General features: G+C 72.3%; 17 protein-coding genes. 3 read left to right on the forward strand and 14 right to left on the reverse strand.

Translation table 11 applies throughout. The features are described from left to right. Positions 1–48: 48 nt before the first annotated feature. Together OHU34_RS30340 and OHU34_RS30345 are read left to right on the forward strand one after the other, a co-directional pair. Positions 49–1677 carry a SpoIIE family protein phosphatase gene (locus tag OHU34_RS30340; RefSeq protein ID WP_142267780.1) on the forward strand — a complete coding sequence of 543 codons (1629 nt, stop codon included), beginning with the start codon at positions 49–51 and terminating at the stop codon, positions 1675–1677. 35 nt (positions 1678–1712) lie between these two features. Further along, positions 1713–2075, forward strand: coding sequence for a 5-carboxymethyl-2-hydroxymuconate Delta-isomerase (locus tag OHU34_RS30345; protein ID WP_020126741.1), 363 nt, complete (start codon positions 1713–1715; stop codon positions 2073–2075). Between the two features lie 22 nt (positions 2076–2097). Here OHU34_RS30345 and OHU34_RS30350 read toward each other — a convergent pair whose 3' ends face one another. From OHU34_RS30350 to OHU34_RS30370, 5 genes are all read right to left on the reverse strand, one after another. Beyond that, positions 2098–2787: a TetR/AcrR family transcriptional regulator gene (locus OHU34_RS30350; protein WP_108221622.1), complete on the reverse strand. Its 690-nt coding sequence runs from the start codon at positions 2785–2787 to the stop codon at positions 2098–2100. Between the two features lie 174 nt (positions 2788–2961). Then, positions 2962–3996 carry a PDR/VanB family oxidoreductase gene (locus OHU34_RS30355; RefSeq protein ID WP_405769318.1) on the reverse strand — a complete coding sequence of 345 codons (1035 nt, stop codon included), beginning with the start codon at positions 3994–3996 and terminating at the stop codon, positions 2962–2964. Then, a complete protein-coding gene (locus tag OHU34_RS30360; RefSeq protein ID WP_230196150.1) occupies positions 3996–4898 on the reverse strand; it encodes a metal-dependent hydrolase in 903 nt (300 codons plus the stop codon). The genes OHU34_RS30355 and OHU34_RS30360 overlap by 1 nt, the downstream gene beginning before the upstream one ends. 105 nt (positions 4899–5003) lie before the next feature. Next, complete coding sequence (locus OHU34_RS30365; protein WP_142263881.1) at positions 5004–6947, reverse strand: hypothetical protein; 1944 nt, start codon at positions 6945–6947, stop codon at positions 5004–5006. Positions 6948–6991: 44 nt separating this feature from the next. Continuing rightward, positions 6992–7471: a tetratricopeptide repeat protein gene (locus OHU34_RS30370; RefSeq protein WP_405769322.1), complete on the reverse strand. Its 480-nt coding sequence runs from the start codon at positions 7469–7471 to the stop codon at positions 6992–6994. Positions 7472–7595: 124 nt separating this feature from the next. Between OHU34_RS30370 and OHU34_RS30375 the strand changes: the two genes are divergently transcribed. Further along, entirely contained in the window at positions 7596–8036 is a 441-nt protein-coding gene (locus OHU34_RS30375) for a hypothetical protein (protein WP_230196152.1), read from the forward strand. Between the two features lie 143 nt (positions 8037–8179). Here OHU34_RS30375 and OHU34_RS30380 read toward each other — a convergent pair whose 3' ends face one another. From OHU34_RS30380 to OHU34_RS30420, 9 genes are all read right to left on the reverse strand, one after another. Continuing rightward, entirely contained in the window at positions 8180–9730 is a 1551-nt protein-coding gene (locus tag OHU34_RS30380) for a DUF1996 domain-containing protein (protein ID WP_405769326.1), read from the reverse strand. A gap of 177 nt (positions 9731–9907) precedes the next feature. Next, complete coding sequence (locus tag OHU34_RS30385) at positions 9908–10564, reverse strand: response regulator transcription factor (protein ID WP_081553803.1); 657 nt, start codon at positions 10562–10564, stop codon at positions 9908–9910. Further along, positions 10549–11829: a sensor histidine kinase gene (locus OHU34_RS30390; protein WP_405769329.1), complete on the reverse strand. Its 1281-nt coding sequence runs from the start codon at positions 11827–11829 to the stop codon at positions 10549–10551. Before OHU34_RS30390 ends, OHU34_RS30385 begins: the two co-directional genes overlap by 16 nt. 53 nt (positions 11830–11882) lie before the next feature. After that, positions 11883–12920 (reverse strand): NAD-dependent epimerase/dehydratase family protein, encoded by a 1038-nt coding sequence (locus tag OHU34_RS30395; protein WP_405769331.1) that lies wholly within the window; start codon positions 12918–12920, stop codon positions 11883–11885. A 66-nt stretch (positions 12921–12986) separates the two neighbouring features. After that, positions 12987–13580 carry a winged helix-turn-helix domain-containing protein gene (locus OHU34_RS30400; RefSeq protein WP_230196155.1) on the reverse strand — a complete coding sequence of 198 codons (594 nt, stop codon included), beginning with the start codon at positions 13578–13580 and terminating at the stop codon, positions 12987–12989. Positions 13581–13898: 318 nt separating this feature from the next. Next, on the reverse strand, positions 13899–15731 hold the full coding sequence (locus tag OHU34_RS30405; RefSeq protein ID WP_405769335.1) for a HEAT repeat domain-containing protein: 1833 nt from the start codon (positions 15729–15731) through the stop codon (positions 13899–13901). A 72-nt stretch (positions 15732–15803) separates the two neighbouring features. Beyond that, positions 15804–16835, reverse strand: a complete 1032-nt coding sequence (gene glnII, locus OHU34_RS30410) for a glutamine synthetase (RefSeq protein ID WP_142263873.1) — start codon at positions 16833–16835, stop codon at positions 15804–15806. A gap of 306 nt (positions 16836–17141) precedes the next feature. Then, positions 17142–17843, reverse strand: a complete 702-nt coding sequence (locus OHU34_RS30415) for a hypothetical protein (protein ID WP_142263872.1) — start codon at positions 17841–17843, stop codon at positions 17142–17144. A gap of 127 nt (positions 17844–17970) precedes the next feature. Beyond that, entirely contained in the window at positions 17971–18756 is a 786-nt protein-coding gene (locus OHU34_RS30420) for a hypothetical protein (protein ID WP_405769340.1), read from the reverse strand. Positions 18757–18762 lie beyond the last annotated feature (6 nt).

Below are 18762 nucleotides of genomic sequence, written 5' to 3' on the forward strand. Positions count from 1 at the left end.
GCCTTGCATCCGGCCTGCTCCACCGGTGAGTCCGAGGGCCGACACCAGATGAACGCCGACGTCAGCGACAGACGGACCGACACGACCGTGCTGGTCGTGGACCGTACGGCGGCCGGCCGGTTCGCCCTCGGGGTGGTGCTGCGCCGCGCCGGTCACCAGGTCGTCGCGGTCGGCACCGGCCACGAGGCCCTCGTCGAACTGGACGTACGGCGGCGCAAGGGCGCCCTGCCGGACGTGGCCCTCGTCGACGTCGAGCTGCCGGACATGAGCGGCTTCGAGCTGTGCCGCCGGCTCAAGGCCCGGCCGCACATGGCCGGGCTGCCCGTCGTGCACTTCTCGGCCGGTGAAGTGGCCCCTGGCGACCGCGGGCAGGGGCTGGACGCGGGCGGCGAGGCCCACCTGGCGATGCCCGCCGAGCCCGAGGAGATCGACGCGGTGGTCCGGGCTGCCGTGCGGGCCGCGCGACTTCGGGCCGACGACCAGGCGGCGGCCCGGCGGCTGTCGCTGCTGTCGGAGGCGATCGTCGGCATCCAGGCGGCGCGCTCCCCGCAGGAACTGGCCGACGCCGCCGCCGAGGGCACCGCGCGGATCACCGGCTCGCCCGCCGCCGTCTTCGTCCTCGGCCCGGACGACGTGCTGCACCGCGGCACCTCCAGGAACCGCACCTCGCTCGCGCTGCCGGACCAGGAAGCCCACCAGACCGTCGTGGCACTGCTGCGGCGGCTCACCCACGGCCAGGCGGGGGTGCGGATCACCACGGTGGCCGCGCCGCTGTGGCCCGCCGGGTTCTTCCGGCCCGGGGTGCCGCACGACGCCCGGCTGGTGCTGATCCCCACCCAGGACGGCCGGTCCTCGGTGTGTCTGGCCACCCCCACCCGAGGGGTCCGCCGGGTGGACCCCGAGACCGAGTCCCGGCTGGCCCGGCTCGCCCAGGCCACCGCGCTCGCCGCCGAGCCGCTGCTGAGGTACCAGGCCGAGCGGCACGTGGCGCTCACCCTTCAGCACAGCTTCCTTCCCCGGCCGCAGCGGCTGCCCGAGCTGCCGGGCGTCGACGTCGCCGTCCGCTATGTGCCCGCGTCCCGGGAGGCGGAGATCGGCGGTGACTTCTACGCAGCCCTGCGCACCGGGGAAGGGGTGCTGGCCGCGGTCGGCGACGTCGTCGGGCACTCGCTCGAGGCAGCCACCGTCATGGTCGAGATCCGGCACGCGCTGCGCGCCTACTGCGTCGACGAGAGCGACCCGGCCGTGCTCGCCGAGCGCCTCGACCGGATGCTCCGGCTCTACCACCCCGGGGTCACGGCGACCGTCTGTCTGGTGCTGATCGACCCCGGAACCGGGCGTGTCCGGATCGCAAACGCGGGGCACATCCCGCCGCTGATCGTCCGGGACACCGGCGGCGCCGAGTACGCCAAGGCGGCCGGCCCGCTGCTCGGCCCGGGCGTGCCCCACCCGCCGCCCACCGAACTGTTCCTCGAACCCACCGACCGGCTCCTCATGGTCACCGACGGTCTGATCGAGACCCGGGGCACCGACCTCGCGGTCTCGATGGAGCAGCTGCGCGCGGCGGCCATCGGCGCCATGCCGGGCCTGGACGCGCTGTGCGACACCCTCCTCACCAGCTTCGGCCACGACCGGGAGGACGACATCGCGATGCTGGCCCTGCGGCTGACGACTTAGGCTGATCCTTGTTTCCCTGGAACAGGAGTGCGCCCATGCCGCAGATCACCGTCGACTACTCGACCACGATGGCGTCCGCCTTCGACCGGAACGGATTCGCTCGGGCCCTGCACACCTCGGTCGTCGAGATCGCGGCCGCCAAGCCGGAAGCCTGCAAGACCCTGTTCCGTCCCGCCGAGTTCACCGCGTTCGGCTACGACGATCCCGAGGAGCGGGGGCACGCGGTCGTCCACGTCACGCTGGGGCTGCTGGCCGGACGTACCGACGAGACGAAGACGAAGCTGACCGAGGCCGTACTGGAGCTGCTGCGCAAGCACGTGACGCAGGACGGTTTCGTGCTGCACGCCTCCGCCGAGGTGCGCGACCTCGACCCGTCGTACCGCAAGTACGAGAGCTAGGCCGTCTCCGCGGAGTCCCGCTTCAGGAGGCCAGGGCGATGAGCCGGGTGACCAGGTCGCCGAACGGCCCGTCGGCCGGCTCGTCGCCGAGCACGGGGCGCAGCAGTGTGCGCAGCTCGTCGTCGTGGGCCGCGCCGACGGCCGTCAGCGCGGCGAAGTCCTGCACGAGCTGGACCTCCAGTTCCTCGCGCGGGATGCGCCGCCCGTCCAGCCAGATCAGCGCGGTCGACTCGGCGAGCGATATCCAGGAGCGGACGATCAGCTCCAGGCGCGGGGGAGCGTCGGTGATTCCCAGGTGCGACAGGATCTGTTCGTAGGCGTTCTGGCGGACGGCGTCGATGAGGGCGTTCGTGGTCGAGGAGCCGACCGCCGGGCCGCCGCGCATGAGGGCGGAGAAACCCGGGCCGTGCGCGTCGACGAAGTCGAAGTAGCGGCGCATCACGCGGAGCAGCCGGGAGCCGAGCGGTCCTTCGCGCGGCTCGGCGAACCGGCCCGCGAGATCTTCTGACGCCCGCTTCAACGCGGCCTCGTACAGGCTGAGTTTGCCGGGGAAGTAGTGGTAGACGAGGGGACGCGAGATGCCCGCGGCCGCGGCTATCTCGTCGATGGAGACCTCGTCCGGCGAGCGCTGGGCGAACAGTTCGAGGGCGACGCCGATCAACTGCTGCCGACGCTCCTCGACTCCCATTCTGCGACGAACCCCGGTAGTCATGCGAACACCTTACCGATCGGTTCCGGCCCAGAACGGACCGGACCGGTGCAGACGTTCACCCCATCCGTCACTTAACCGACTGCTTGTCCGGTCACATGTCAGTCATTTTTCGCCCCGTCCTTCGCGTCACCGTCGTTCCGTGCGGGCGAGCGGAGCGCGGGGCCGCGTGCCGGGTCACATGTCCAGCACCAGGCGCTCGCTGCGCGCCCGGGAGACACAGATCAGCATCGAGTCGTCGCGCTCCGCGTCGGTGAGCAGTTCGTCCCGGTGTTCCACCTCACCCGCCAGTACCCGCTGTTGGCAGGTCCCGCAAAAGCCCTGCTCGCACGAGTAGAGGGTGTTCGGCAGTTCGGCTCGGACGGCGGCCAGCACGGTCGAGTCGGCCGCGACGGTCACCACTCGCCCGGTGCGCCTGAGTTCGACCTCGAAAGGGTCGCCGTCCCGGACGGTACGCGCCGCGAACCGCTCGACCCGGACGTGCGGCACCCGCTCCTCCACCGCCGCCATCAGCCCTTCCGGGCCACAGCAGTAGACGGCCGCCCCCTCGGGCAGGTCCATGAGCAGCGCGTCGAGACCGGGCCGCCCGTCCACCACCGTCACCCGGCCGCGGTTCTCCCCGCCGAGCTTCTCGACCTCCTCCAGGAACGGCATCGAGGCCCGGGTCCGACCGGCGTAGAGCAGCCGCCACTCGGCGCCTTCGGGGAGGGCCCGCAGCATGGGCAGGATCGGCGTGATGCCGATGCCCCCGGCGACGAAGACGTACGAGGGTGCCTCGACGAGCGGGAAGCGGTTGCGGGGCCCCCGCACCTCGACCGCCATCCCCTCCCGCACCTGCTCGTGCACCTCGCGCGAGCCGCCCCGCCCGTCCGTGACGAGCCGCGTGGCGACGGTGTAGGAGGAGGTGTCCTGCGGGTCCCCGCACAGCGAGTACTGCCGTACCAGGCCCGAAGGCAGCACCAGGTCGAGATGTGCCCCCGGCTCCCAGCGCGGCAAGTCGCTTCCCTCCAGCCGCAGTCGGACGACACCCTCGGCGATCTCGTGCCGCGCGGTGACCAGCAGCCGCAGTGCCCGCGACCGGGGCCGGCCGGAGACCGGTTCGGCCAGCGCGGGCATCGGCCACAGCGGCGAGACCCGGATCCGGCGGCGCAGCGCCCGCCGGACGAGCAGTGCCGCGCCCGCGACGGCCACGGCGGTCAGCGGCTTCGCCATCACGACGCCCCCTCTTCGGCGGCGAGCGCGGCCAGCGCGGCGGGGGAGGAGGCGAGATAGGCGACCGCCTGCTCGGTGGAGCCCTCCTGCGAGGGGTGGTACGCGCGGCTCAGATAGCGCGGGACCGACCTCAGCAGATCGCCGGTCGCGGGCAGCGTGCCCCGTCTGCCGCGGACGTAGAAGTCCTTGAAGGAGGCGCGGCCGTCGGTCAGGGTCGGGTCGTTCTCCATGAAGAAGCGGGTCCCGCGCTGCCACAGGAACACCAGCGCCGCGAACGCCGTGGCCCAGGTCCGCACCCGTCGCCGGTAGCCGCCGTCGAGGTGGGTGAAGAGGTCGAAGGCGACGGACCGGTGCTCGACCTCCTCGGCCCCGTGCCAGCGCAGCAGGTCCAGCATGGTCGGGTCGGCGCCCCGCCGGTCGAGCTCCTCGGCGTTCAGCACCCAGTCGCCGAGGAACGCGGTGTAGTGCTCGATGGCCGCGATCAGCGCCACCCGCTCCATCAGCCACCAGCGCCGGGCCCGGCCCGGCGGCAGGGTCCGGTCACCGAGGAGCTTCTCGAAGAACCAGTCGACCTGCGCGGTGTACGGCGTCGGGTCGAGCCCCTGCTCCCGCAGATGCGGCAGCACCTCGTCGTGGGCCTGGGAGTGCATCGCCTCCTGCCCGATGAACCCGATGACGTCCTCGCGCAGCCGCTCGTCGCGTATGTACGGGAGCACCTGCCGGTAGACGTGCACGAACCAGCGCTCGCCGGCCGGCAGCAGCAGATGCAGCACGTTGATGGTGTGCGTGGCGAACGGGTCCCCCGGCACCCAGTGCAGCGGGGTGCCCTCCCAGGAGAAGGACACCTTGCGTGCCTTGAGCGTGACACGCTCGTCCGGCCGTCTCTCGGGCTTGTTGGACATGATGTCAATGTACTGACGGGTAGGGCGGGGGTGAACCCCTGTGCGACAACTCGCCCGCACCACTTGCTCACCCGGCTCGTCCCACCGAGGTGCCCGCGGACGGGGTCAGCGCAGTCCGCTGATCGACCGACCGTCCTTCAGCCGGCCCTCCAGGCCGGCCTGCGCGCCCTGCTTCGTCGGTACCGCCAGCAGGTTGCCCTGACCGGACCCGGTCACCCCGCCGGTCGCCCGGACGGACGCCGTCGCCTTGTCGCCGGCGGCGAGGAGGTACCAGTCGCCGCCCTTCGACTTCCACAGCACCCCGGCCAGCACATGCGGATCGCGCGGCCCGCACGCCGGTACGTCCCCGGCCTTCGCCACGGCCGCTCCGAACAGCCCGCCCGGCGTGTGGAACTGGGCCAGCACCCTGCTTCCGTCGCCCCGCCAGGTCTCGGCCCGGGTGCACACCCAGGTCGCCGCTCCGTTCGCGTCGGGCAGCTGCTGCCGGGTGTAGCCCCAGGCGTTGACCGTCCGTACGCCCTGTCCGCGGGCGTCGGCCAGTGAGCAGGCGAACGGCGCCCAGGTCCGCAGCGCCGCCGCGCCGCTCGCCTCCTTGGGCGCGGCCGGGCGCCCCGCGGTGAGGCGGGCGGGGACGAGCTCGCCGAGATCGCTGAGCAGATGGGTGCCGGAGGCGTCCGTCAGCTGGAGCACGTTCCAGGTCGTGCACGTGCCGGTGTGGGTGGCCGGGCTGGACAGCGGCGAGGTGATCCCGTCGGTCAGCGTCAGGTCCATCACCCCGGCACCCGGCTTCGACAGGTCCCGCTCGCCGGCCTTCGTCACCCAGGGCGCCGTCAGATAGCGCACGTTGCCGTCCGCCCGGCCCAGCACCAGCGCGCCCGCCTCGGGGCCGGTCGCGCCGTCGACCCGCGCGAAGTCGAGGGCCGCCCCGGCGGTGCCGTCCTTCGGCTCGGCGTAGCGGGCGATGCGCAGACCGTCGTGAAGGACCACCACGCGCGCGTTGTCGACCTCGCCCGCGTAGAGGAGCTGGGGCGGTCCGGCGGGGCCGCCCAACGGTGTCTCCGGGGTGGCGGAGACGTGCACGGCCTTCCCGGGGCGGGCCCAGACGGCGAGGGCGCGGCGCAGCAGCGCGCTGTCGCGGGTGAGGGGCCCACGCGCGGGCCAGACCGAGAAGTCCGTGCGCGCGGAGGTCTTCCAGGCGGCGGGGGACACCTTCACCAGCCGCCCGGGGTCGAGTGCGGCCTCGGCGGCCGGGTTCTGCGCGTACAGCGGGGCGGCGGCGCCGTCGGGTCCCCAGCCGCCGCCGGGCAGCGCGACCAGGGCGCCGCACACGGCGAGCGCGGCCGCGGCGGCCAGCGCGGCCCTGGTGTGCCGGCGGCGGCGCATCAGATCGGTGGGCCGGACCTGGAGCGAGCAGGCGTCGAACTCGGGGGAGTCGAGCAGGGTGTACCGGTCGGCGGGGACCTGGCCCGCCTCGCGCAGGGCCGCCGTCACCTCGGCGCCCGGGACGCCGGACCCGGTCAGCACCTCGCGGACGTCGCCGTCGGGGAGCCGCTCCAGACCGCGCAGCACATAGGCGGCCCGGGCCGGGCCCGACAGGGTGGCCAGGCGCTGGTCCAGGGCGAGCTCGTCGGCGCCGCCGGAGCGGGGGAAGAGCCGCAGACCCCACACCCGGGGGAGCAGCGGCGGGAGCTGCGCGCGCCTGCGCCGGGCCCGGAGCCGCAGCGGCAGTCCCGCCTCCAGCGCCGCACGCACGACCTGGAGGCGGATGTAGGCGTACCCGGGGTCGCCGTCACGGCCGTCCCCCGCGCCCCCGTTCTGGGCCGGGATGACGGGGGTCGAGGCGCTGCCGCGGGGCAGGGCGCGCTGGGCGAGGGCGTGGGCGGTCAGGACGCGCCGACCGCGGCCGAGGCCGGAGGGCAGCACCAGATAGGCGAGCCGGACGAGCCGCGGGTAGTGCTCGACGAGCGCGGCCTCGGCCTGCTCGACGTCGACGGTCCGGTCGGCGGAGGATCCGGGTGCGGGGCGCGGGGCGACATCCTGTGACTGCACGTCCAGCAGAACGAGCGAAACGGAGGATGGTCACCCCGGGCGGGTCAGTCCTCCCGCAGCGCCTTCGCGTAGTTGGCCATCGACCGCTGGTAGCGCGGCAGATGGGGGGCCAGGGCGCCGAGCACCAGGGACAGGCCCTCGCGGTCGCGGCCGAGGCTCGACAGGCACAGGGCCAGACAGGCGCGTACGGCGTCGTCCAACTCGTCCGATGGAGCGTCCAGTTCGGGGGTCAGCAGCTTGACGCCCTCGTCCGCCTGCCCGATGTTGCGCAGGGAGCTGGAGAGTTGGATCTTGGCTCGCCGGCCCTTGTAGCCGCTCACCTCGCTCAGCCCGCGCGCGAGCGCGTCCCGGTACAGCGGGGCGGCCCGGTCCGAGTGGCCGGTCGAGTCCCAGGCGCAGGCCTGCTCGAACGGGCCCAGCGGACTGCCCTCGGGGAGTTCGGCGACCAGCTTGTCGATCACGGCCCGGAACTCGGCCGCGCGCTCTTCCGGATACTCGTCGAAGCCGGCCCAGGCGGCGGTCACGCGATCTTCCCAGTCTTGGTTCACCGGCACACTCTCGCACGGGTGTCCCCACCGGGCAGGGGTATTTTGAGCGCACCGCGCGTGAGAGCCGTATCCAGTGCGAGGCTCTTGCAGGGAGGAACGGATGAAGATGACCCGACCGATGCTCGCGGTGGCCGCCGCCGCGGCGGCGCTGGTGCTGACGGGCTGCGGTTCCGGCGGGGCCGAGGAGACCGTCCCGGTGACGGCGACCGGCAGCCTGGAGCACCTGGCCGCCGAGGTGAAGTGCACGCCCGACATGCAGACCGACGCCGACGAACTCCGGCAGGCCCTCTGCAAGAACGGCGACGGCAAGTTCATCCTGCTGACCTTCGCCACCGACCGCGGTCAGCGCGAGTGGATCAACGGGGCCAAGGACTACGGCGGCCACTACCTGGTCGGCCGCAAGTGGATCGCCGTGGGTGAGGAGACCAGCACCGTGACGGCGCTGCGCAAGACCCTCGGCGGTGACATCGAGGAGGGCACGGACCACTCCGCGCACGTGTCGGGCGAACCCTCCGAAGGCGCCTCGCACTCCGGTCACTGACCGGACCCCGCGTCCGCGCCGCGCCCCGCGCACCCGGCGCACACCGGAAGGCCGGCGGTGAGGAATCCTCACCGCCGGCCTTCTCGGTCGGCCCTGCCGTTCGGTTCTACCGGCAGGCTCTACCGGGCGGCCCGCTCAGCGGGTCACTTGCACTTCTTGCCGGTGTTGATGCAGTTGACCATCTTGTTCATCAGGTTCGTCGAGAAGAAGTTGATGAAGTCGTTGTGGTCGGTGATCGGCTTGTGCAGGTTCTCCGGGAAGCTGTCCACCGCGTACGGCTGCACGACGGTCCCGTTCTGGAGCTTCGGGGCCGGGACGTTGTAGACGAGCCGGACCTGGAGCTGGGGGATCGCCTTGAAGCCGTTGGCGCAGGTGCCGTCGGCCTGGGCGAAGGCCACGTGCGTGCGGTGGTTGGCGCTGTCGATGTTCTGACCGTCCCAGCAGCTCTGGAAGTTGGTCGTCCGCACCACCTGGCTGCCCTGCGGGCAGATCGGGTACTGGGTCTCCAGCTGCACCTTGTTCTCGAAGCCGGTGCAGCTCCAGTTCACGTTCGCGTTGGCGTTGCCGTTGACGAAGGCCTTCGCGTCACCGGTGATGATGCGCAGGGCCGTCGGCATCGCGACGACCTTGCCCCTCTTGTTGCCGACGAACTTGATCTGCGCCTGGGCGGGCTGCAGGATCTTGCCGACGTTGCCTTCCTTGCCACCGCCGTCGTTGTTCTGGTCGAAGTCCTGCGAGCCGTCCTGGACACGCAGCACCGGCCAGAAGTACGAGGACTTGTCGCCCTGGTTCTGGCAGCTGGTGCCGGCTCCCGCCAGCTCCTGGTCGCTGGCGAACGCGTCGTTGTTCTGGTTGCCGACGTAGTCGTGCAGGTGGTGCGCGCCGTTGGTGACACCGGGGGCGACGATCACGTTGTCCGTGTTGTGGTTGTCGTTCCCGTTGGTGCCGCAGCTCGAGGTGAAGGTGCCCCGGGAACCGCCGTTGCCGTTGGCCTTGGCGCCGTTCGCGCCCACGCCCAGTTGCGCGTTGGCCTGGACCTTCGTGATGTCCACGAAGTCCGCGGCGACCGGGCCGTTGCCGCCCTGGCCGTTCTGCGCCTGGCCGGCGTTGCCACCGTTCTGCTGGCCGCCGTTCTGCTGGCCACCGTTGTTCTGCTGGCCACCGTTCTGCTGGCCGCCGTTGTTCTGCTGGCCGCCGCCCGCCTGGCCGGCGTTGGTGTTCGCCGCCTGCGTGGTGCAGGCCGCCAACTGGCTCAGCGAGCTGTTGAACTGGCCGCCGGATCGCTGGATGTTGATGCGGATCCGGTCGATCGTGGCCGCGCGCTTCTCCTTGAGGGGACCGGTGATCGCGTTCTGCACGAAGCTGGCGTCGTTGGTCTGGGCCTGACGCGTGGAAGCGAGCCGGGCGTAGGCCTCGGTGATCTGCTTGTCGAGGTTGGCCAGCTCGGTCGCGACACCCTGTTTCGCGCCGTTGGGCACGTTGGTCAGCTTCTGCCCCACATCCGGGCAGGAGATGGTGGCGACCTGTGCGGCCGCGTTGGCGGCCTTGGTCGAGTTCTGGCCCGAGTTCGACTCGTGCGCCGAAGCGTAGAAGTTCGCCCAGATCAGCCCGCCCCCGCCGAGCGCTAGGGCCGCCGATGCTGCCACGGCCTTCGTGGCCATCGACGAACGGCGTTTACGTATGTTGCGTCCCATGGAACTCCTCTGACTTCCTTGCGGGGCAGCATCGAGGCGCCCGACAGGAGTGAAGCTGAAGCTGCCCCCTCACTTACGCGCGTGGCCCCGGAGGTGTTCAGCCCGCTCAGAAATTGATGAGAGCTCCGTACGACAAAACAACCCCAAAACCCTCACACAACGCAGCAGTTGGTGAGGTCAGCGATCCCGGTCCAGATAGGCCAGCACCGCCAGCACCCTGCGGTTGTCGTCGTCCGAGACCTCCAAACCCAGCTTCACGAAAATGTTCGCGGTGTGCTTGGCGACCGCCCGCTCGGTGACGACCAGTTTGCCCGCGATCGCCGCGTTCGACCGGCCCTGCGCCATCAGCTCCATCACCTCCCGCTCGCGCGGCGTGAGCCGGTCCACCGGCCCCTGTCCGTCACCCGAACGCCGGGCCAGCAGCTGCTGGATCACCTGCGGGTCCATCGCCGTACCCCCGGCCGCGACCCGCCGTACGGCGTCCACGAACTGTTCCGCGTCGAACACCCGGTCCTTCAGCAGATAGCCGATCCCGCCGGTGCCGTCGGCGAGCAGCTCGCGCGCGTACAGCTGCTCGACGTGCTGGGAGAGGACGAGCACCGGCAGTCCGGGCCTTCTGCGGCGGGCCCGGAGCGCGCACTGGAGGCCCTCGTCCGTGTGCGTGGGCGGGAGCCGGACGTCGACCACGGCGACGTCCGGCTCCAGTTCGGCGAGCGCCCGCTCCAGTTCGGGCCCGGTCTCGACAGCGGCGGCGATCTCGAAGTCGTAGGCCTCCAGCAGCCGGACGAGACCGTCCCGCAGCAGGAAGAGGTCCTCGGCTAGGACAACACGCAAGGGATCTCCATGGTCACCATGGTGGGACCGCCGGCAGGAGAGCTGACGGCCAGGACGCCGTCGAATGTACCCAGTCGCCGTTCGACACCGGCGAGACCCGAGCCGGCCCCGATCGCCGCACCGCCCGCGCCGTCGTCGGTGACCGAGATCCGCAGCCGGCCCGCACCGTGATGGAGGTCGACCCAGATCCGGCCGGCGCCGGAGTGCTTGACCGCGTTGGTGAGCAGCTCGCTCACCGCGAAGTAGGCCGCCGACTCCACGGGCGCGTCCACCCGGCCGCCTTCGAGGTCGACGCTCACCTCGGTGGCGACCGGCAGCTGCAGTGCCAACGCCCTTACGGCGTCGCCGAGTCCACGCTCGGCCAGTACCGGCGGGTGGATGCCGCGCACCAGGTCGCGCAGCTCGGAGAGCGCCTCGGCCGACGACCGGCGGGCCTGCGCGAGCAGCGCCTTGGCCTTCTCCGGGTCCTTGTCGACGAGCATCTCGACGGTGCCGAGGTCCATGCCCATCGCGACCAGCCGGGCCTGGGCGCCGTCGTGCAGATCCCGCTCGATGCGGCGCAGTTCGGCGGCCGAGGTGTCCACGGCGTCCCGCCGGGTCTCCGTCAACACCCTTACTCGCTCGGCCAGTTCGGCCTGGCTCGGGGTGAGCATGGCCTCCGTGAGACGGAAGTGGACCTGGAACACGCTCACCGTGTACCGGTGGGCGACGAAGAGCAGGGCGGCGGCCAGGGCGCCGGCGCCCAGCGCGGTGGCCTGGCTGTCCACGGGCACGAAGGCGTACCAGTAGGCGCCGCCGTCGCCGTCACCCACGACCCGCCACAGCCCGGCCGCCAGCGCCAGCCCCTCCAGCGGATAGAGGACCAGGACGGCCGGCAGCAGCGCGGTCAGGTACCCGGCCGTCATGTCCACCAGGAGCCACCGCAGGTCCCGCCAGGTCGCCGGGTCGCGCAGCAGCGCGTAGGTGCGCCGGAACGGGTTGGCGGTGGCGGGAGCCGGCCGGTACGCCGACGGGACGCGCACCCCGCCCCACCGCTCGGCGAGCGCCCGCCGACGCTCGGCGTAGGCGCGCACCCCCTTCACCACATAGGGCGTGGTGAGGGCTCCGACCCCGATCGGTATCAGCGCCATCGACACGAGGGAGAGGCAGAGGCCCAGGATGCTCAGCGGCAGTGACCCGACGGCCAGCGCGAGCCCCCGTCCGGCGGTGAGCAGCATCCCGCGCGCCCTCGAACCGCCCTCGCCGCTCTTCGTGTTGGTGTTCATGCCCTCAAGTCTGGCCGAGCCGCGGACGGACGGTCACTGGCCCGACGCCCCGGTCAGAGGGTGGTGCCAGGTACACCTTCGGGGCCCGGTCCGCCGGTGCCCGCGGCGAGGACCTTCGCCTCCACCTCCGGGTCGAGGCCCTTGCGGGTGCGGTCCGGACGCTGGGGTGCCTCACCGCCGATCGACCTCAGCCACGCCCAGGTGTCGGCGACGGTCTCCTCGACGGGACGGCAGGCCAGCCCCGCCTCCACCGCCCGGGAGACGTCGGCCGCGTGCAGGGCGTCGTGCATGTCGCTGCCCGGCGGTACCCACACGGGCAGTTCGGTCCACGGCTCGATGCCCGCGTCGAGGATGATCTCCGGCGCCGTCCACCGCAGTTCGGCGTCCGAGCCGGTCGCCCGCACGCACGCCTCCAGCAGCCCGCTCATCGTCGCGTGGCCCTGCGGGCTCATCAGGTTGTACGGCCCGCTCAGCTCCCGCTCGACCGCGCCGAGGATCCACTCGGCGAGATCGCGGACGTCCACGTACTGCAGGGGCAGCTCGCGTGGGCCGGGCGCGAGGACCGGACCACCGGCGGCTATCCGGGTCAGCCACCAGGGCAGCCGTCCGACGTTCTCGTACGGGCCGAGGATCAGCCCGGCCCGTACGAGAACGGAGGACTGCGCGCCGAAGGCGTCGACGACGGCCAGCTCGCCGCCGCGCTTGTCCCGTGCGTAGTCGCTCTGTCCGGCGTCGGGTTCGGCCCCCTCGACGACGGGCGCGTCCTCGGCGTACCCGGCGGGCGGGGCCCAGGTGTACACCGAGCAGCTCGACACGTACACATACCGGCGGGCGCGACCCCGCAGCAGCCGCGCCGCCTCGTGCACCGCGCGGGGCGCCGCCGACCAGGTGTCGACGACGGCGTCCCAGTCGCCCTCGGCCAGCGCGTCGAGGCCGCCGGGCGAGGTGCGGTCACCGGTCAGCGACCGGGCACCGGGAGTGGATGCGAACCGCCCCCGGTTGAAGACCGTCACGTCCCAGCCGCGCCCGAGGGCCGCCTCGACGACGGCCCGTCCCACGAACTCCGTACCACCCAGCACCAGAAGTCTCATACCGGTGACTGTGCCCGGTCCGGACGCGGCGGGGAACCGTGCTCTGCCGTCGGCAGACCGAGTGGGTCAGTTGCCGGTCGGCGGGGTGTACTTGTAGCCGACCCGGCGCACCGTCTGGATCGACTGGCGGTGCTGTGCGCCCAGCTTGCGGCGCAGCCGGGCGATGTGCACGTCGACCGTACGACCGTCGCCCACGTGCCCGTAGCCCCACACCGTGGTGACGAGCTGGTCGCGGGTGTGTACCCGGTTCGGGTGCGCGACCAGGTGCGCGAGCAGCTCGAACTCCAGGTAGGTGAGGTCGAGTTCCTGACCGTCGACGGCGGCCGTGCGCTGTACGGGGTCGATCCGTACGAGCGGACGCCCGACGCCCTCGGGCTCGGCGGCCTCCTCGGCCGCCGGCCGGTCCGGAACCGCCACCGGCAGGAACGGCGGCTGCTGGTCGGCCGGGACGAGCACCAGGTAGCCGACCATCGGCGGCTGACCCGGCAGGGCGGGCAGGGTGTGCGGGGGAGCGGGCAGCCAGGTCGCGCCCGGCGGCAGGAAGTCGGTGACGTCGACCACCTCGTCCCGGTCGACGGCCCGCAGTCGATGGCGGGCGGTGCCGTTCGGGGTGGCGGCGGTGAGGCTGGGAGCGGAGGAGAGAGAGCGAGTGTTCGCCATGAGAGGTCAGCTCTTTCGCGCGAGAAGTTCGTCGGGGAGGACGACGGCCGCGATTCGTGGTCGGGCTCGTCGAGGACGTACGTCGTGCGCGCTGGCCGAAGGCCGGGGTGTACGGCTTTAGAGGGCCGGCGCGTTCACCGCGCGGCAACACACCCGGTCGAAGTCATGGTGCTGGCGGGAAGGCCAGAAGGGCTCGAGGTCGTGACGACCCGTCGCGGTGCACTTCTGGAAGCTGGCCATGGGCCCATTGAAGCAGACACCCGCCCGTAACAGGAGCCTCCGCTCGCAGCTTGGACGATTCCTGGCGCGAAGTCGGCGTCAGCCGACCACGCGCGCCGTCCCGATGAGCCCCCGGACGGCGGCCCGCAGCACGTAGTCCGGATGCGTAGCGTCGCCGTACATGAGGTCCTTCACGAACCGCCGTGGTGCCTCGGCCCCACGCCGCAGCGGTTCCACGGCGAAGCGGGGGAGGAGCCCCATCTCCGTGAGCGTCACCACCGGGTGGGGCGGGTCCGGGTGGCGCCTCCGCCACTCGAGCGCCTCCCGGGCCAGGGGCTCCACGGTGTCCTCGGTCCTGCCGGTGATGCGCCAGACGGCCAGTGCGGCCGCGGCCCGGGTGCCGGACGGGGTACGGGCCGTGAGAAGCGGCTCGATGAACGGCAGCAGCGGTGCGGCGGCGGCACCGAGCCGGCCCGCGAGGTTAGTCGCCCAGGAGGAGGTCGAGGCGGTCAGTTCCCGGCGGAGGAACGACAGCGCCGGCTCGGGGTCCGAGGCGACCGGCCAGAGCGCCACCGCGGCCTCCGCCGAGACCGAGGAGTGGACACCCTCCCTCGCGCAGATCCGCAGGGCCCGTTCGCCCACGTCGCCCGCGGCGCGCCCCAGCGCGGTGAGCACGGCGACCGCGGCGGACGGGTAGCCGGTGCCGTGGCGGGTCAGCAGTCCGGCGAGCTCCTCGACGGCGTCCGCCGCCACCTCGGGGTACCGCGTCAGCACCTTGACCAGCTCCGAGTGACCGTCCCCCGACTGCCGGGCCACCGCCCGCGCCACGGGCGCCGCCGCGGTCCCGAACTCGTCGGTCACCGCCTTGACGGCGCGGACGGTGTCGTACGCCCCGGGCGCCTCCCCGATCAGCCGCAGCGCCTGCTCGACCGCAAGCGCCACCGGCACGCGCGCGCGGGCCAGCGCGGTGACCGCCCCGGCCCGCACCGCCGGGCTGTCGTCGGCGAGGTACGGCAGCACCCGCTCCCGCACGCGCGCGTGCAGTTCCGGCGGCAGCGCGCAGGTCAGCTGCGCCAGCCGGTACAGCTGCCAGGCCTCGCCCTCCGTCTCGCGCAGCGCCCACGGGAGCACGTCGGCCTCCCGGTCCCGCCAGCGCTCGGTGATCCCGAAGGCGAGTGGCATCCCTCGGCCGAGGGCCCGCAGTGCGGCCTCGGGGTCCTCCAGCAGCCGCTCGGTGAACGGCTGGTGGTGCCCCGGCCACAGCGAGGTCTCCGGTTCCTCGGGCTGCTCCGCGGCGGCGGTGTACGCCCGCGCGCAGGCGTCCACCAGCGGGTGCGGCAGGGGCGGTTCGGTGGTGCGCAGCAGGTCCTCCGCGGCGGCGAGCGCGACCCGGGGCTCGGGGTCGGCCAACAGACGGTGTCGCCAGGCGCCGTCGCCCGGCTCCAGCAGTCCGAGCGCCGTCACGACCCGGGCACGCACCCGCGGGTCGCTCTCCTCGGCGAGCCGCTCCCGCAGCAGGGGCGCCGTCGCCGGGCCGGACTCCCGGCCGCACGCGGCGATCAGCAGCACCATCGACTCGCGTACGGCCGGGTCGGCGTCGTGTGCGAAGGGGATCAGGGACGGCATCGCCTCCGCCACGGCCCGCCGGGCCCGCTGCCGTTCGTCCCGGTGCCCGGCCCAGTTCGCGAGGTCGGCCAGCAGACCGAGCAGTTCGGCCCGGGGGCCGGCGCCGTGCAGGGCGAGCCGGATCAGCTGCGGCACCGCGGGTGCCGTGGGGATCTCCTCCCGGAAGCACAGGGAGGAATGCAGCCGGTCCATCGCCCGCTCGCGCACGGCCCGGTCCGTGGACTCCAGCGCCCGCAGCAGCGCGGGTACGTCACCCGTCGAGCCGTAGGCGCGTTCGAGACTCGCCCGGTCTCTCTCCGTCCCCATGGGAGCGCAGGATATGCGCAAGGGGCGCCCGCCGAGTCGGCGGGCGCCCCTTCGCGAGAGCCGCGGAGCGGATCAGACCTGGCCGGCCTTCTCCAGCGCCGAGCAGCAGGTGTCGACGATCAGACGCGTCACCAGGTACGGGTCGACGTTCGCGTTCGGACGGCGGTCCTCGATGTAGCCCTTGCCGTCCTGCTCGACCTGCCACGGGATACGGACCGAGGCGCCACGGTTGGAGACACCGTAGGAGTACTCGTTCCACGGGGCGGTCTCGTGCAGGCCCGTCAGACGGTCGTCGATGCCGGCGCCGTAGTGCTTGACGTGGTCGAGCGGCTTCGAGCCCTCACCCAGGGACTCGCACGCGGTGATGATCGCGTCGTAGCCCTCGCGCATCGCCTTCGTGGAGAAGTTGGTGTGCGCGCCGGCGCCGTTCCAGTCGCCCTTGACCGGCTTCGGGTCGAGGGTGGCGGCGATGCCGAAGTCCTCGGCCGTGCGGTAGAGCAGCCAGCGGGCCACCCACAGGTGGTCGGATACCTCGAGCGGGGAGACCGGGCCGACCTGGAACTCCCACTGGCCGGGCATGACCTCGGCGTTGATGCCGGAGATGGCGAGACCGGCGGCCAGGCAGTTCTCCAGGTGCGCCTCGACGACCTCACGGCCGAAGATCTCGTCCGCGCCGACGCCGCAGTAGTAGCCGCCCTGCGGGGCCGGGAAGCCGCCCTTGGGGAAGCCGAGCGGGTAGCCGTCCTGGAAGAACGTGTACTCCTGCTCGATGCCGAAGATCGGCTCCTGCGCGGCGAACTTGTCGGCGACCTCGGTGAGCGCGGCACGGGTGTTGGACTCGTGCGGCGTCATGTCGATGTTGAGGACCTCGCACAGGACGAGGATGTCGTCGCCGCCGCGGATCGGGTCGGGGCAGGTGAAGACCGGCTTGAGGACACGGTCCGAGGAGTGGCCCTCGGCCTGGTTCGTGGAGGACCCGTCGAAGCCCCAGATTCCCAGCGCGTCGAGACCGGCGGGCTCACCCGCGATGATCTTCGTCTTGGAACGGAGCTTCGCCGTCGGCTGGGTGCCGTCGATCCAGATGTACTCAGCCTTGAAGGTCACGGGCCACTTCCTTCGGGGTGTGTCTGACGCACGTGCGGGTGCTGCGGCGCTGCGGCACTGGGGCGCCGCCTTGTCTGCCGGGCAGACTGTCAACAGGCGATTTCCCGGTCGTTGCTCGAATGTGAACCCCGTGTTACCTGGTGGTTCTGTGGTGCGGCTCACGGTGTGAGCGGTGGATCGGTGGGTTCGCCGAACGCGCCGGTCCTGCTGCCCGTGGCCGCGAGCAGCAGGACCGATGACACGTACACCCTCAAGGGGTGTTCCGGAGGGTGCCCCCGGTGCACCGAGGTGCCCGGTGGCCGGACGTCACCCCACCTTCTCGATCAGGGCCCGGCGGATCAGGAACTTGCCGGGCTCACGGACCAGTTCGAAGGCCGCGTTGTTGAGCAGCGCACAGCTGCCGGAGACCGAGGTCACCTCGACGGTCGTGGACTTGTTGTTGTCCAGGTTGGTGACCTTCAGCTTGGTTCCCGCCGGGAACTGGTTACTCGACGCGGCCGGGGCACCGCCCTCGCCGGAGAGCGTCACCGTGGAACCGTTGCAGACCTGCTGGCCGGAGGCGGCACCGCCGCCGTTTCCCGCGTTACCGGCGCTACCCGTGTTTCCGGCCGGGGCGGAGGCCGCCGGGGCGGAGGCCGCCGGAGCGGAAGCGGCCTGCGAAGGCTGTGTCGCCTGGGAGTCCTGAGCCGACTCCCCAACGACGCAGCCGGACGCCTGCTGCTGGACCTTGATCTGCGCGATGACCGCCTCGCGGTTGGCGATCCGGGCCTCGGACTGCGCGTCCGGGTTCGTCCTCTGGCCCTCGATGAACTTCTCGTTGTTGCCGAGGGCCGTGGCGAGTCCCGCGCAGACGGTCGAGTCCCCGGCGGACAGCGTCCTGGCGTCCTGCCCGCTCTGTGAGGCGTTCGAGGTGGACGCCATGGCGAAGGCGCCGGCGCCCGCCACCGCCGCGGCGCTGACGAGCAGCGCGATCTTCTTCTTCGTGCCGAGACTTCTCCTGCGCGACATGCGCGCCTCCTGAGGGGTAGGGGAGCGTACGCCGCTATGTACGAGATACCGAACGAGGTTACTCAGCGGTTACAGGAGTCAACCGAAGTGGTGTGCGTCACACCCGAGTTGGGGTGGGGGACCGAAGTCAGTTCCTCCCCTCCTCGTACGCCGTCACCGTGTCGTCGGCCCGCCGGAGCAACCCCTCGGTACGGGAGGCGAGTTCGGCCTCCCCGGTCTTCGTGCCGCCGCCCCACCGCCCGTTCGCGAACACCACCGACCGGACGGTCATCGCGCGTCCGGAGACCGTGGCCGAGCCCGGCGGGACCGTCGGCAGGCCGGCCTGCGGCGGCGGATCCAGCGGGTCCACCCGATACCTCACCGGGTCCGCCGAGGCCATCGTGAACACGCGCGAGGCGTCCTCCACCCGCTCGAAGCTCAGCACGGTGACCGTCACCTGCGAGCGCCGTTCGGTGTCCGTGAACAGGGCCGCCGTCGACCGGGAGCACCCCTCGCCCTGTTCGACCAGCCGGGCGAGCGCGGGCGATGCGCCCCGAGCGCAGTCGACGGTGGTGGACAGGTCGACGCGGGCGTACCGGGAACCGTCCGGCAGCCGGACGCTCGTCGAGGGGAACGCCTGCTCAGGCCGGACGATCGGGCGGGCGAGCAGGGAGGGGAGCGCGCTCGGAGCGCCGGACGGGAGGCCCGCGTCGCCGGACGGTACGGCCGCGAGACCCGAGGCGGTCGTGGTCGCCGGGGGAGCGGACGTGGTCCGGTCACCGTCGTCCTCGTCCGCGATCAGCAGGGTGCCGACGGCCGCGGCGGCGACGAGGGCCACGCAGGATCCGACGGCCGCCGAACGCCCGGTCCGCCGGCGCCGTCGTATTCGCCCCTGCTCGGGAGGGAACCCGAGCCCTTGATCACCGAAGGTCATGGCGGC

It is taken from the genome of Streptomyces sp. NBC_00080 (assembly GCF_045041255.1).
GTDB classification, from domain to species: domain Bacteria; phylum Actinomycetota; class Actinomycetes; order Streptomycetales; family Streptomycetaceae; genus Streptomyces; species Streptomyces coriariae.

Bases quoted from the DNA above. Each gene is read 5' to 3' on its own strand.
- OHU34_RS30340 (WP_142267780.1), top strand. From the start codon at position 49: ATGAACGCCGACGTCAGCGACAGACGGACCGACACGACCGTGCTGGTC.
- OHU34_RS30345 (WP_020126741.1), top strand. From the start codon at position 1,713: ATGCCGCAGATCACCGTCGACTACTCGACCACGATGGCGTCCGCCTTC.
- OHU34_RS30350 (WP_108221622.1), bottom strand. From the start codon at position 2,787: ATGACTACCGGGGTTCGTCGCAGAATGGGAGTCGAGGAGCGTCGGCAG.
- OHU34_RS30355 (WP_405769318.1), bottom strand. From the start codon at position 3,996: ATGGCGAAGCCGCTGACCGCCGTGGCCGTCGCGGGCGCGGCACTGCTC.
- OHU34_RS30360 (WP_230196150.1), bottom strand. From the start codon at position 4,898: ATGTCCAACAAGCCCGAGAGACGGCCGGACGAGCGTGTCACGCTCAAG.
- OHU34_RS30375 (WP_230196152.1), top strand. From the start codon at position 7,596: ATGAAGATGACCCGACCGATGCTCGCGGTGGCCGCCGCCGCGGCGGCG.
- OHU34_RS30380 (WP_405769326.1), bottom strand. From the start codon at position 9,730: ATGGGACGCAACATACGTAAACGCCGTTCGTCGATGGCCACGAAGGCC.
- OHU34_RS30390 (WP_405769329.1), bottom strand. From the start codon at position 11,829: ATGAACACCAACACGAAGAGCGGCGAGGGCGGTTCGAGGGCGCGCGGG.
- OHU34_RS30395 (WP_405769331.1), bottom strand. From the start codon at position 12,920: ATGAGACTTCTGGTGCTGGGTGGTACGGAGTTCGTGGGACGGGCCGTC.
- OHU34_RS30400 (WP_230196155.1), bottom strand. From the start codon at position 13,580: ATGGCGAACACTCGCTCTCTCTCCTCCGCTCCCAGCCTCACCGCCGCC.
- OHU34_RS30405 (WP_405769335.1), bottom strand. From the start codon at position 15,731: ATGGGGACGGAGAGAGACCGGGCGAGTCTCGAACGCGCCTACGGCTCG.
- OHU34_RS30415 (WP_142263872.1), bottom strand. From the start codon at position 17,843: ATGTCGCGCAGGAGAAGTCTCGGCACGAAGAAGAAGATCGCGCTGCTC.
- OHU34_RS30420 (WP_405769340.1), bottom strand. From the start codon at position 18,756: ATGACCTTCGGTGATCAAGGGCTCGGGTTCCCTCCCGAGCAGGGGCGA.